This window comes from Bacillus sp. 5RYD7K (assembly GCF_059831465.1).
The window spans coordinates 1,905,482-1,919,216 of record NZ_CP191200.1 but is presented as its reverse complement, the minus strand read 5'-3'; the positions used below and the strand labels follow the sequence as shown (position 1 = coordinate 1,919,216).

General features: G+C 48.2%; 13 protein-coding genes and 1 pseudogene. 6 read left to right on the top strand and 8 right to left on the bottom strand.

Features of this window, described 5'->3' with window-relative positions; genetic code table 11:
- Positions 1-11: 11 nt before the first annotated feature.
- Positions 12-983 (top strand): cysteine synthase A, encoded by a 972-nt coding sequence (gene cysK / locus ACQE26_RS09650; protein WP_095241479.1) that lies wholly within the window; start codon positions 12-14, stop codon positions 981-983.
- A gap of 38 nt (positions 984-1,021) precedes the next feature.
- Here cysK and pepV read toward each other — a convergent pair whose 3' ends face one another.
- Positions 1,022-2,413: a dipeptidase PepV gene (gene pepV, locus ACQE26_RS09645; RefSeq protein ID WP_500471389.1), complete on the bottom strand. Its 1,392-nt coding sequence runs from the start codon at positions 2,411-2,413 to the stop codon at positions 1,022-1,024.
- A gap of 95 nt (positions 2,414-2,508) precedes the next feature.
- On the opposite strand from pepV, the gene ACQE26_RS09640 reads away from it, so the two are divergent.
- On the top strand, positions 2,509-3,813 hold the full coding sequence (locus tag ACQE26_RS09640) for an NCS2 family permease (protein WP_045926428.1): 1,305 nt from the start codon (positions 2,509-2,511) through the stop codon (positions 3,811-3,813).
- Between the two features lie 33 nt (positions 3,814-3,846).
- Here ACQE26_RS09640 and ACQE26_RS09635 read toward each other — a convergent pair whose 3' ends face one another.
- Positions 3,847-5,007 carry an ABC transporter permease gene (locus ACQE26_RS09635; RefSeq protein WP_500471388.1) on the bottom strand — a complete coding sequence of 387 codons (1,161 nt, stop codon included), beginning with the start codon at positions 5,005-5,007 and terminating at the stop codon, positions 3,847-3,849.
- Positions 5,004-5,708, bottom strand: coding sequence for an ABC transporter ATP-binding protein (locus ACQE26_RS09630; RefSeq protein WP_500471386.1), 705 nt, complete (start codon positions 5,706-5,708; stop codon positions 5,004-5,006). Before ACQE26_RS09630 ends, ACQE26_RS09635 begins: the two co-directional genes overlap by 4 nt.
- 282 nt (positions 5,709-5,990) lie before the next feature.
- On the opposite strand from ACQE26_RS09630, the gene ACQE26_RS09625 reads away from it, so the two are divergent.
- Complete coding sequence (locus ACQE26_RS09625) at positions 5,991-6,212, top strand: DeoR family transcriptional regulator (RefSeq protein WP_003152337.1); 222 nt, start codon at positions 5,991-5,993, stop codon at positions 6,210-6,212.
- Between the two features lie 130 nt (positions 6,213-6,342).
- On the opposite strand, the gene ACQE26_RS09620 is transcribed toward ACQE26_RS09625, so the two are convergent.
- Both ACQE26_RS09620 and murJ read right to left on the bottom strand, forming a co-directional pair.
- A complete protein-coding gene (locus ACQE26_RS09620; RefSeq protein WP_438420422.1) occupies positions 6,343-7,062 on the bottom strand; it encodes a pseudouridine synthase in 720 nt (239 codons plus the stop codon).
- A 56-nt stretch (positions 7,063-7,118) separates the two neighbouring features.
- Entirely contained in the window at positions 7,119-8,756 is a 1,638-nt protein-coding gene (gene murJ, locus ACQE26_RS09615; RefSeq protein ID WP_016938523.1) for a lipid II flippase MurJ, read from the bottom strand.
- Between the two features lie 205 nt (positions 8,757-8,961).
- Here murJ and ACQE26_RS09610 point away from each other — a divergent pair, with 205 nt between their 5' ends.
- The gene (locus ACQE26_RS09610; RefSeq protein WP_500471383.1) at positions 8,962-10,227 is read left to right on the top strand and encodes a BaiN/RdsA family NAD(P)/FAD-dependent oxidoreductase; all 1,266 of its coding nucleotides are present in this window, start codon (positions 8,962-8,964) and stop codon (positions 10,225-10,227) included.
- A 166-nt stretch (positions 10,228-10,393) separates the two neighbouring features.
- A complete protein-coding gene (gene opuD, locus ACQE26_RS09605) occupies positions 10,394-11,932 on the top strand; it encodes a glycine betaine transporter OpuD (RefSeq protein ID WP_500471381.1) in 1,539 nt (512 codons plus the stop codon).
- A 35-nt stretch (positions 11,933-11,967) separates the two neighbouring features.
- Here opuD and ACQE26_RS09600 read toward each other — a convergent pair whose 3' ends face one another.
- Entirely contained in the window at positions 11,968-12,150 is a 183-nt protein-coding gene (locus ACQE26_RS09600) for a sporulation protein Cse60 (protein WP_013353238.1), read from the bottom strand.
- Between the two features lie 126 nt (positions 12,151-12,276).
- Between ACQE26_RS09600 and ACQE26_RS09595 the strand changes: the two are divergent.
- Positions 12,277-12,783, top strand: a pseudogene (locus ACQE26_RS09595) (family 4 glycosyl hydrolase); the annotation flags it as partial.
- A gap of 36 nt (positions 12,784-12,819) precedes the next feature.
- On the opposite strand, the gene ACQE26_RS09590 reads toward ACQE26_RS09595, so the two are convergent.
- Positions 12,820-13,356 carry a GNAT family N-acetyltransferase gene (locus tag ACQE26_RS09590; RefSeq protein WP_500471379.1) on the bottom strand — a complete coding sequence of 179 codons (537 nt, stop codon included), beginning with the start codon at positions 13,354-13,356 and terminating at the stop codon, positions 12,820-12,822.
- Positions 13,357-13,382: 26 nt separating this feature from the next.
- Positions 13,383-13,694: a rhodanese-like domain-containing protein gene (locus ACQE26_RS09585; protein WP_438420428.1), complete on the bottom strand. Its 312-nt coding sequence runs from the start codon at positions 13,692-13,694 to the stop codon at positions 13,383-13,385.
- Between the last annotated feature and the right edge of the window lie 41 nt (positions 13,695-13,735).

The following is a 13,735-nucleotide window of genomic DNA, read 5'->3' as shown; positions in this document are numbered from 1 at the left end:
GATAGGATATTATGTACCGAACGTTTTATACAGAAAGGAATGAGCCGGTCTTGAAAATCGCAAACAGCACGGCGGAGCTGATCGGCGGCACACCGATCGTAAAGCTCAATCGCCTTCAGCCAGAACATGCAGCTCAAGTCTATTTAAAATTAGAATCATTTAACCCAAGCGGCAGTGTCAAAGACAGAGCGGCTTACAATATGATCATTGAAGCGGAAAAAAGCGGGCATTTAAAACCCGGCTCTGTCATCATCGAACCGACAAGCGGCAATACAGGCATCGGTCTGGCGATGAACGCTGCGGCCCGCGGCTACAGAGCAATCCTCGTCATGCCTGACACGATGACGAAAGAACGCATCAACCTGCTTAAAGCGTACGGCGCGGAGGTGGTATTAACGCCGGGGGCTGAAAGAATGCCCGGCAGCATCAAAAAAGCGAAAGAACTCGCCGAACAGATTCCGGGAAGTTTTATCCCGATGCAATTCGATAACGGCGCAAATCCGGACGCCCACCGAAAAACGACCGCGATTGAAATCTATCAGGCCGTTCAGCAGCTCAACAGGCCGCTCGGTGCTTTTGTGGCAACGGCGGGAACGGGCGGAACCATTACCGGAACCGGAGAAACGCTGAAGGAGCTTTTCCCAGATATGATTGTTCATGTCGCCGAACCCGCGGGATCCCCGGTACTGTCCGGCGGAAAACCCGGCGCTCATAAGCTGGTCGGGACAAGCCCCGGATTTATTCCCGGCATATTGAATCAGGACGTTTACGATGAAATCATGAAAATATCTGATGAAGATGCGTATACGACAACCCGGCGCCTGGCCCGGGAAGAAGGTATACTCGTCGGCCCGTCTTCAGGCGCCGCCTGCTTTGCCGCCATTGAAACCGCAAAACGCCTCCCTTCCGAACAGATCGTCATCTGTATGACGGCCGATACGGGAGAACGTTATTTATCAACGGATTTATGGTCATTTGAATGATAAAAAAGGGATGCCGCTTTCGGCGTCCCTTTTTGTGATCACTTGGCAAGCTCATAAATGGCTTCGGCGTATAAAGCGGTTGACCGGAGAAGGTCATCAATTTCGATGTACTCATCCTTTTGATGCGCGCTGTCAGGCCGGCCGGGAAACAGCGGCCCAAACGCCACGCCCGCCGCAAGGGATCTCGCATACGTTCCTCCGCCGATTGAAATCAAATCCGCTTTCTTTCCCGTCTGTCCCTCGTAAACCTTTTGAAGCGTCTTAACGAGCGGATGATCGGCAGATACGTGGTGCGGTTTGCTGTCTTTAAATTCTTCAAGCCGGAATTCAGCAGCGGACATAAAGGCATCACGAACCGCTTGGCTGTCCGAAGTGACGGGATAACGGATGTTGATGCCGAGTTCTCCGCCCTCACCCTTTCTGTATGTAAAGGTGCCGACATTCAATGTAAGCTCTCCGCTGATGTCATCCCTGCAATCAATCTTCAGCTTTTTGCCCCGTGTATCATTTGAAAAATAGTCACTGACAGTTTTGACAAAGTGTTTTCCGGCTTCATCCAGTTCCGTTCCGTTAAGGCACTCAGCAAGCTTTAAGCCGGCATTGACACCATTATTCGGTTCCATCGCGTGGCATGATTTTCCGAACACCCGAAGCGTCAGTTTTCCGTTTTCCGAAACCGCTTCACCTTGTGTTTTTGACTGCTCCAGCCAGTTGCTGAAATATGCGTGCACGGCATCCAGACCGTCCCCTTCAATGACCGCTTCAGCCGCATCCGGCACCATGTTCAAGCGCAGCCCTGAACGGAATGACAGAAGCCCGTTTTTTGCGCCTTTGTCAGAAGTTCTTTTTGCAATACGCAGTGACGCATCTATCATTCCTTTTTCCGCGTTAATGATCGGAAAATCGGCGTCAGGGGCAAATCCGATGTCAGGCATTTTTTCGTGTTTGAAATAGTGGTCCACACATCTCCAATCACTCTCTTCATCTGTTCCGATGATGATTCTCACGCGTTTGGATAAAGGGAGCTGCATGTCTTTGACGATTTTCAGCGCGTAAAACGCCGCCATTGTCGGCCCTTTATCATCAATGGCGCCTCTGGCATATATCCGGCCGTCCCTGATTTCGGCTGAAAACGGATCGCTCGTCCAGCCGTCTCCGGGCGGAACGACATCGACGTGGCACAGAACGCCGACAATTTCGTCACCCGTTCCCCACTCAATATGGCCCGCATAGCCGTCAAGATTTTTGACGGTGAAGCCTTCTTTTTCGCCGAATTCCAGCAGTGAAGTCAGGCTGGCATTGACGCCTTCCCCAAACGGCCGGCCGGGGCCGGCTGTTGATTCGTCCATTACGCTGTTGATCTGTAAAAACTTCTGCGTGTCACGGACGAGATCTTCTTTGTTTCGGATAACTTCAACTTCCCAGTTCATCACAAATCCCCTTTCTTGATAAAGACTTGCAAAATGTTCATAAAACGAATAATATAGATGATGTTTTGAAAAAATGTTCGTCATTGGAGGTACTTATGTTTCATCTCGACAAGCATCAAACGACAATAAAAAGAGAAATTACCGCGGGACTGACCACCTTCTTTACAATGGTGTATATCATTGTCGTCAACCCGGTGATCCTTTCAAATGCGGGAATTCCGTTTGACCAGGTGTTCACCGCCACGATTATCGCTTCCATTGTCGGAACTTTATGGATGGCTCTCGCTGCGAATTTTCCGATTGCCATTGCCCCCGGCATGGGCTTAAACGCGTATCTCGCCTTTCATGTCGTCGGCGCAGGCAGCGGCATTTCGTATCAGACGGCTTTCAGCGCCGTATTTATCGCGGGAGTCATCTTTATCATTTTATCGTTAACGCCTTTAAGAAAACAACTAATAGAAGCCATTCCGGGCAATTTAAAATACGGCATTACGACCGGCATCGGCTTATTTATCGCGTTTATCGGCTTGCGCCAATCCGGTATCATCACGGCTGATAAATCTAATTTAGTCGCACTCGGCGATCTTCATTCGCCTGCCGTCATTTTAACGCTTATCGGGCTTATCATCAGTATCGTGCTGATGGTGCTCAATGTAAACGGAGCTCTGTTCATCGGTATGGCGCTGACCGCTGTCATTGCCTTTTTGACCGGTCAGATTCATTTTACAAAAGGGTTCATGTCCTTCCCGCACCTGCCTGAGGGGCTTTTAATAACAAATCCGTTCGGAGCCCTCGGGGATGTCGTGCACCACGGTCTGTACGCCGTTGTGTTTTCTTTTCTTCTCGTTACGATTTTTGACACGACCGGCACCATGATCGGTGTCGCCGAACAGGCGGGATTGATCAAAAACAATCAGCTGCCGAATGCGAGAAGAGCGCTGTTGGCTGATTCGACCGCTACGACGGTCGGAAGCATCTTCGGCACCAGCCCGACGACCGCGTTCGTTGAATCTTCAGCAGGGGTGGCCGCCGGCGGAAGAACGGGCCTGACGGCGCTGACGATTGCCGTTATGTTTGCCGTTTCCATGTTTTTCAGTCCGCTTGTCAGCGTCTTATCAGAAGTGTCAGCCATTACGTCACCGGCTCTGATTATTGTCGGCAGCCTGATGATGGGGGCGGTGTCGAATATCCGCTGGAATGAGCTTGATGAAGCATTCCCGGCCTTTCTCGTCATTTTGGCGATGCCTTTGACATCCAGTATTTCAACCGGAATCGCGCTCGGCTTCATTTCATACCCGCTTGTGAAGCTCGCTAAGAAAAAATGGCGCGAAATCCATCCTTTAGTCATCATCTTTGCGGTGCTGTTTTTTATTCAGCTTTTTATTTTGAACGGACATTAAAAAAATCCCTTTCCTTTTTCGGAAAGGGATTTTTCACATATAGAGGGCGGAAAAAACCGCAACAATGAGGCACCATCCGGAACAGATGATTTGAATGAGGGTTAATACGCTGTTTCTCGCCCGGAAATAGTCATCACTGTCTTTTTTGATACCGCTTAAAACCGGTTTGTCCGTGATCCGGTCAAAGAGAAGCGACGCGGCATATCGGCTGACCAGTGTAAATAAAATGAGGGCTGCCGGCTTCAGCAAAAGCGGAAGAACGAGAATAAGAGCCGTAAAAGCCGCGGTTAAAAGGTAAAACTGCCGGAGATAACCGCCGTTTCGGATCAGCACTTTAAAAAACAATTCTTTCCACGCCGTATACGCCGACCGTTTTGTAAAGATGTGCTTTGAGCCGGGATATAAAAACGGCTTGCTCCGCCCTTTCTTTTTTACATTCGGCAGCTGCACATCATGGCTGAGCATCAAAACAAAGGCGGCGAATGAAAGCTTGCGCCTGTTCTCCTCAAGCACTTCTTCCTCAAAAGCTGATAAGGACTCCGCTTCTTTCCAAGTCAAAACAACGGAGCAGATGAACAATATACATCCCGCCGGCCAAAGCCAGTACCACTCCGCAGCAAACCGGATCATGAAACACGCGCCCGCCAACAGAACCGCCGCTTTCAGCCAGCCTGCCGCCTGATTTCCGAATGTCTGCCGTCTGATTTTTCTTTGCCGATGCACTGCCAATATCGCAGCATGAAAGCCGGACAGACAGCAAAAAATGCCTGAATATGCCGAGAAGGTGCAGTCACCGTACTGGCGCCATAAGGGAAATAACAGTACGGCAAGCACGCCCCATTTGGTAAGTGAAAGGAACATCGAATATAAAAGCGCGTACCGTTTCAGCTTTTTCATCAGATATTTTGCGTGCACCAAAAACACGTGATCCGCTTCCAGCAAAAAGGTATGAATAAAACCGGTGCACAATAGCAGGACACTGAAGACATACAGCCAGCCCCAGCCTAATACTCCTGCCGCTCCATTAAGAAGTCCCCTGCCGTTCAGCCATTCAGCATATTGAAAAACGGCAAATGCGGCAGCAGGAAGAACGATATACAGCGCGACCGTCCAATCAATGACCGTCTGAAACACCTTCCATTGATACCGCCAAAAATGAAACATCCTTTGAAAAAACAAGGCCCGCCCGGTCATCGCTGACTGCTCCGAACCGCTGAATAAAAGCAATCTAACAATGAACGGCTCCCCGTATTTTCTTGAAGCTCCGCTAACGTGCCTTGAAGAAGCAGAGCGCCCTGATCCAGCAAATAAAACCGGTCGCAGATTTTTTCGGCGGTATCCAAAACATGGGTGCACATCAGAATACCCGCGCCCCTTTCCTTCTCAGCAATCAGCATGTCGGTAAACAGCTTCGTTGAGATCGGATCAAGTCCGATAAACGGCTCATCAATGATGTAAATATCCGGCTTCGCCAAAAACGCCTGTATGAGCATCAATTTTTGCTGCATCCCTTTTGAAAAACCGGAAGGCAATTCGTGTTTTACCGCCGTCAATGAAAATTCATCAAGCAGCCGCCCGGCCCGCTCACGGCACTCTCCGGCTTCTATCCCCCGCAATGACCCTGTGAGTTCAAGATGCTCCCAAAGCGTCAGTTCTTCATAAAAACTCGGACGCTCCGGTATGTAAGCATAAGATGAATCATTCCATTCAATCCCGCCTTCTATATCCCTGCACAGCCCGAGAATCGCCTTAATCACCGTACTTTTCCCCGCTCCGTTGGCCCCGATTAACCCGGCGATTTCCCCCGCGCTGACCGACAGAGATACATTCGAGATCACCTTCGGCCTGTCAGCATAACCGGCGCAGACGATGTTTGCATTCAATAAGTCTCCCAAGCTTTCTCCCTCCCCCGTTTTCATACGGACACGTATAAAAAAAGTTTCAGTTTCCATAATAATAAAAGCGGGCCGGGCATAGTAATGCACCAAGGCGGCGCTCAATTGGAAAAAATTATCTGCGCTTATTCCTAGATTCATGTCCGCCATATCGTGTATAATGGAGGCAGTTAAAAGAGAAAAAAACAGAATGTCTGCCTTTGTTGCTTATTCGTACGAAGTTTTAGAGTCGAAAGTTGTGGTATATCAAGTCCATCCGATCTTATGATAGGGAGTGGTTTTTTGAAACCTTCAACAAATCGTATGCTGACTCGGATTAAATCAGTTTACATGTTCATCCAGGAAAAAGGTCTTGTGACGACACAGGAACTGGTTGATGAATTCGGCATTACACCTAGAACCATTCAGCGAGACTTAAATGTGTTAGCATACAATGATCTTGTTCATAGTCCTAGCCGAGGCAAGTGGGAGACAACACGAAAAAAAGTAAAAATTACATCTTAAGCGAACAATTACATAAGGCCTTTTTCGGCCTGACATGCTGCAAGGCAAAGCAGCGTCTTTGCCTTGTTGTTTTTTGTTCCTCTATATAAAAAGCCCAAAACAAATCTGTTTTGGGCTTTTCTGATATCGATTACACTTCAGTATCTTTCAGCGCTGCGAGCTCTTCTTCAGTCAGCTCGCGAAACTCTCCCGGCTTAAGCTCCGGATCAAGAGAAACAGCCCCCATCGAAAGCCGTTTTAAATAAGCCACTTCATTTCCGACAGCCTTTGCCATCAGCTTCACCTGATGATACTTGCCTTCTGTAATGGTCAAATGAATGACCGTTTCATCCGGGCTTTCAGTGATGATTTCAACGGCTGCCGGCTTCGTCTTATAGCCCCCTTCAATGACGACGCCTTTTTCCAGATTGATGATGTCTTCCGGTGACAGAGGTGATATTAACCGGACCTCGTATGTTTTAGGCACGTGCTTTTTCGGAGAAAGCAGACGATGAGCGAGCTGCCCGTCATTGGTCAGAAGCAGAAATCCTTCGGTATCCTTATCAAGACGTCCCGCCGGAAACGGTTCGAATCTCTGTTCTTCGGGCGTCAGCAGATCAACGACCGTTTGCTGGCGGCTGTCTTCTGTAGCGGACAGCACTCCTTGCGGCTTATTCATCATGACATAAATAAATTCCCGGTAGTCTGCCGGCTCTCCGTATACCGTGATGTCCTGTTTATCCGGATCGACATGGGTTTTCACATCTTTCGCCGGCTCTCCGTCAATCATGACAGCCCCTGCCTTGACGATTTTTTTCACATCTTTTCTTGAGCCGAATCCGCTGTTTGAAAGCAGCTTATCAAGTCTCATCCTGATCCTCTCCTTTAAAAAGAAAAGCCCGCAATAAGCGGACTGTTCATTATTCCTCAATGGGCGGAATGCCTGCCTCTTCTTAAAACCCGCGGCAGACGGTTTCCAAACATTTTCTGCAAAAATCCGATTCGGTACGCGGCAAACATGTACACCGCACCCCCGACAGCGGCACAGACAAAGACGACAATCGCCGCATGCAGCTGGCCGCTTTGGTACGTTACGAAGAAACTGAGCAGCCATTGAGTCAGCTTGACCGCGACTCCCATTACAACGGATAATACCGCAATTAAAATGACCCGCTTCATAAGCACCGTATACGAATAGCCCGCATGGCGCTTAATCATAATAAAACCGTACAGAAGAGAAGCAATATAACCGAGCGCCGTTGCCAATATGGCGCCGTCTCCCTGAAACAGTTTGATCAGCGGCACGTTCAGCACCACTTTTATAATGACGCCGATAAAAAGGCTCACGACCGCAAATTTCTGCTTATTAATCCCTTGCAGGATCGCGGCGTTTACTGTAAACAGAGAAAACAAAATCGCGACAGGCGCGTACCAGAACAAAATATCCTGTCCGATATCCGGACGAAGGCTTTCAGAACCGTAGAAGAACGTATAGGCCGGACCCGATAACACGGACATCCCGACAACGGCGGGAATAACCAAAAACAGAATGATTTGCATCGTCTGGTTAATCTGCTGGTTCAAAAGCTTATAATTCCTGCTCGTAAACGATTCAGTAATCGTCGGAATCAGCGTCAGACCGAAAGCGGTCGCCAGAGAAACCGGGATCATCACAAGCTTCGGCACATAGAGGGTGACAATCGCCAGCATGTCCTGGCTGATGTCCTTATGGCCCGCCGCAATCATCGCTTTATTAAACGTATTCGTATCGATATAAGAATACAAAGGAATCGCCAGTCCGACAAAAACGTAAGGAGCGGCATAGCTGAAAAGCTCAATAAACATTTTTTTATAGCTTAAGTTCGCTGACGGGACAAGGTTCGGCTTCATCGCCAGAAGATCGCCCTTCCGCTTATTCCAGTAAATATAAAGGACGACAAGCCCTCCGAATGATCCGATCAGCGCTGCGAAAGTCGCATATCCGACTGCGATGACAAGGCCGCCGTTAATCACTCTTAAAATCAAATATGTTGCGCCCAATAAGAAGATGATCCGGGCAAGCTGTTCCACAACCTGAGAAACGGCTGTCGGCCCCATCATCTGGTGGCCTTGGAAAAAACCGCGTACAAGACTCATAATCGGCACAACCAAAAGTGCCAGACTGACCATCCGGATGACATAAACGACGTGGTCAATCGTAAGCCCGTTGTTACTTGCGCCGCCGAGAGATGTTTCCGCAAAAAACGGCGCCGAAATATAAAGAATCGAAAAAGCGATCATCCCGGTAACGAGCATAACCGACATTCCCGCTCTCAGCATCCGCCTGCTCGTCTCATAGTCTCCTTTGGAATTATATTTCGAGACAAACTTTGAAACCGCGGCGGGAAATCCCATCGTGGCAATGTTTAAAAACAGTGTATATTGATTATATCCGTATTGAAACAAAGCTCCGCCCGTCGCTCCGACCATCGCTCCGAACGGGATCAGATAAATCATCCCTAAAATCCGCGATATATAGGTGCCGAGCGTCAGCACGAACGTGCCCCTTAACAATTTGCTTGACATGTTTCCTCATCACCATTTTCTACGAAGATTCAACTTTTCTATTTTAACACAACTGGGCAAATAGACGGTAATAATTACAGCGGGAAACTTTTTGGGAAGCTCTAAAAAAACAAAACACGTTTAAGGATTCCCCTTCTTTCGCTATAATAGCAGGAAGCGGACATTTCCGCCTATTATACGCGAAAAAGAAAGTTGTTGATGAAATATGAAACATTATGACGTGATTGTGATCGGCGGCGGCCCGTCCGGTTTAATGGCTGCCATTGCCGCAGGTGAAAAAGGGGCAGATGTTCTATTAATCGATAAAGGAAACAAGCTGGGACGGAAGCTGGCGATTTCCGGCGGCGGGCGCTGCAACGTGACCAACCGCCTCCCTGTTGAAGAAATTATCAAACACATCCCCGGCAACGGCCGCTTTTTATACAGCGCATTTTCCGAATTTAATAATGAAGATATCATCGCCTTTTTTGAAAACCTCGGCATTCAGCTGAAAGAAGAAGACCACGGGCGCATGTTCCCGGTGACGGACAAAGCGCAAAGCGTTGTCGATGCGCTTTTGAACCGTTTAAAAGAACTGAATGTCACCATCCGCACAAATGAAAAAATCAAAGAAGTGCGGTACGAGAATGGCAGAACAGCAGGCATTACGACAAACAATGACGAACACATTAACGCACACGCCGTCATTATCGCGGTCGGCGGAAAATCAGTCCCCCATACAGGCAGCACCGGAGACGGCTATGCCTGGGCGGAAGCGGCCGGGCACACCGTGACTGAACTCTTTCCGACAGAAGTGCCGGTTACATCGTCAGAACCGTTTATTAAGCAAAAAACCCTTCAGGGGCTGTCTCTTAGAAACACGGCCGTCAGCGTCCTGAATAAAAAAGGCAAACCTGTCGTCACACATGTGATGGACATGCTGTTTACCCATTTCGGCTTGTCAGGCCCCGCCATTCTCCGCTGCAGCCAGTTTGTCGTCAAAGAACTGAAAAAGCAGCCAGAGGTCAAGCTCCGCATTGATCTGTTTCCCGGCATCACCGAGGAAGAGTTGTTTCAGCGGATGCACAAGGAGCTGAAAGACACGCCGAAAAAAGCGCTCAAAAACGCGCTCAGACCATGGATGCAGGAACGGTACCTGCTTTTCCTTCTGGAGCGGAACAGCCTTGATCCTCAGATCAGCTTCACGGAGTTGCCGAAGGATCAATTCAGGGCGTTTGTCAAAGACTGCAAACAATTTACGGTTTCAGCAGACGGAACGCTTTCTTTGGACAAAGCGTTTGTCACGGGCGGCGGTGTTTCCGTAAAAGAGATTGAACCGAAACAAATGGCGTCTAAAAAAATGGAGGGCTTATATTTTTGCGGGGAAATCCTTGACATTCACGGCTACACCGGAGGCTATAATATCACGTCAGCCCTTGTTACGGGCCGTCTCGCCGGTTTAAATGCAGGACGTTACTCACACTCGCTGTAAAATGGTTTTAAGCACATTAACCTGAGCGCCCCACCAAAAACATGATAGAGTTTTCTGCGTTTTGTTTCACCTGATTGAGGGAATAGGAAGAAAAGGATGATCTGCAATCGTACGATCATACTAAAGCAAATGGCGTATTGAAAAAATAGTCAAAGGGTGAGAACGGTTGAAGAAAAAGAATATCTCCAGTGTTTTTTGGATTGTGATCGTTATCACAGCCGCTGCGGTTTTATGGGGAGTTATTTCACCTGACAGCCTGCAGCAAGTGACAGATACGGCACAACGTTTTGTTACGGATTCTTTCGGCTGGTATTATCTGCTGGCCGTTTCAATATTTGTCGGTTTCTGTCTCTTTCTCATCGTGAGTCCGATCGGCAAAATAAAACTCGGAAAACCCGGGGAAAAACCGGAATTCGGCTTATTATCATGGTTTGCCATGCTATTCAGCGCAGGCATGGGAATCGGCCTTGTATTTTACGGGGCTGCGGAACCGATCAGCCATTACGCGATCAGCTCTCCCTCAGGTGAAACAGAAACGCCCCAAGCTTTTCGTGATGCGCTCCGGTATACGTTTTTCCATTGGGGGCTGCACGCTTGGGCCATATACGCCGTCGTCGCTTTATGTATCGCATATTTTCAATTCAGAAAAGATGCCCCCGGTTTGATCAGCAGCACACTGACACCGATTTTAGGCGATAAAGTGAACGGTCCGATCGGCAAGACGATTGACTGTATCGCCGTATTTGCAACGGTTGTCGGTGTGGCGACAAGCCTGGGGCTCGGCGCGACTCAGATCAACGGCGGTCTGCATTATTTATTCGGCATTCCGAAGACATTTTCCATTCAGCTGATCTTGATCGTTGTCGTGACCGTGCTTTTCTTAATTTCTGCGTGGAGCGGAATCGGAAAAGGAATTAAATACTTAAGCAATATCAACATGGTGCTCGCGGGTATATTAATGCTATTCATGCTCATTGCAGGCCCGACGGTGCTGATTATGAACTCATTTACCGATTCTATCGGGCAGTACATCCAAAATATCGTGCAGATGAGCTTCCGCTTGTCACCGAATGATCCCCAAAAACGCGAATGGATTAACAGCTGGACCATTTTCTATTGGGCCTGGTGGATTTCCTGGTCTCCGTTTGTCGGCATTTTTATCGCCCGTGTATCAAGGGGCCGGACCATCCGGGAATTTTTAATCGGTGTGTTAGTGACACCTTGTATATTGGCCTTTTTATGGTTTGCGATTTTCGGCGTATCTGCAATGGATCTCCAGCAGAAAGGCGTCTTCAATGTCGCCGGATTGTCGACGGATACGATGCTGTTCGGCGCTCTCAGCCACTATCCGCTCACAATGGTGACATCCGTGTTGACGCTTGTTCTGATCGCTGTATTTTTTATTACATCAGCCGATTCAGCGACATTTGTGCTTGGAATGCAGACGACTTACGGCTCGTTGGACCCTTCAAACCGGGTGAAAGTCACCTGGGGCATTATCCAGTCTGCCGTGGCAGCAGTTTTATTATATTCCGGCGGCCTTGCCGCACTGCAAAACACAGCCATTCTCGCTGCGGTTCCGTTTTCAGTCGTAATCCTTCTGATGATCGTGTCTCTGTACAAGTCATTAGCGAGTGAAAGAAAAGGAATCAAACAAGCGGAGAAATACCAAAAGCCGCGAAGTCCCCGCGTCAAAAAAGCATAATGCACAGTGAAGCCCGGCCATTCGTCCGGGCTTCTTTATTTCCGATATAAAATGAGAGCGGAAAAACAATAAAGCTGCTCCCCTTCCGGATCACAGGCTGCCGCGACCGTATATTTGATATCAACGAGCTGTTCTTCAGAAATCCCCTTTAAAAATGAATTGACTTCAGTCTGCAAATCCTTTTCATGCTCCTCATCAAACACAGCTATCTTCAGCACGTCATCCTCTCCTTTCCCTATCAATTTATTCCGTCAGAAATGAATTATGATAGGGAATAAACAAGTTTTTCGTTTTCACTTTATTTTTACCAATCTTTGATAACGCTTACAAAAATGTAACGGTAGCCGGAGCTGATAGACGAACTCCAAATTCCGCTTGATGAATATCCTAGGAGATGCGCAGAACAAATCAAAAATTGGGAAACGATGAGAGACGGCATCATCAACAATCAAAACCTGACGCATGAACGCTCGAAAGAATACGGTTCGAGAATGATAGAGGCGATGGAGAGGGGGCATTCGTCTATGTTCGGCGGCAATGTGCTGAATACGGGGCTGATACCGAATCTGCCGGCGAAAGCGATCGCAGAAGTGCCGTGCGCCGCCGTCAAAACTCAAATGATGCCGTGCTATTCAGGCGAACTTCCGGAACAGCTCGCGGCGCTCAACAGAACGAACATCAACACACAGCTTTTAACCATTGAAGCGGCCGTCACTTTAAAAAAGGAAGCCGTCTATCAGGCAGCGATGCTTGATCCGCATACGAACGCCGAGCTTTCCATAAATGACATCATATCTTTGTGCGATGACTTATTTGAAGCGCACAAAGACTGGCTTCCGGCTTATCACTAATCATTCGCGATCCGGCCCTTGAGGGGGCCGGACGCTTTATATGTTCAGCACCAGTTTGACCGTCTGTAGGGTGTGTCCTTTAAAGTCTTCTTCAAATTCACATACCCATTGAAATCCTTTAGCCTGATAAAAGGACAAGGCGGGGCGGTTCTCTTTTTCTGCATGGACATAAAGCTCTTTTATCCCGCCGGACTGTCTGATGCATTCTTTAAGAAGTGCCGTGCCTATCCCGCTTCCCTGACAATCCGGATCAATATAAATGGCGGCGAGCTCCGCTTTCCCGTCTTTTTGAACCGGGGTGGCATTTGCAAAACCGAGATGTCTTCCCTCTTTTTCTTCTGCCACAAGGAACAGTGAATGACGAAGCCGGCGTTCCATCATCTCATCATGATAGGCAGATTCGAGAAACTGATCCTGAATGTGTCTGGGGATAATCCCTTCATACGTATGATGCCAGCTTCGTTCCGCGATTTGCCGGACCTGTTTGATATCACTTGCTTTCATAGCGCGTATGACCGGTTTCACCTGATCGCCTCCCGTTTTTTCTATAAAAAAAGAAGAAAAGACGTGCATCCCTTTTCTTCTTTCACTTCACAACGTTATTTCTTCGGCTTTGTTTCGCCTTCCCATTCCAGCATTCCGCCTTCAACATTAACCGTACGGAAGCCCTGCTCATGTAAATACATACAAACGTTCATGCTTCTTTTTCCGGAACGGCAGATAAATACATATTCCTTTTCCTTGTCTAACGCATCCATCTTTTCTGGGATGTCCCCCATGCGGATATGAACAGCCTGCGGAATCATTCCTTCGGCTACTTCTTCATCTTCTCTGACATCAATCAGATACAGCTCTTCTCCCGCTTTTAATTTTTCTTCAAGTGCGGCTGTGCTGATTTCATTTATTTTCAATTTGTGACACTCCCATTCATCTTTATGGTGTAAGTATACCA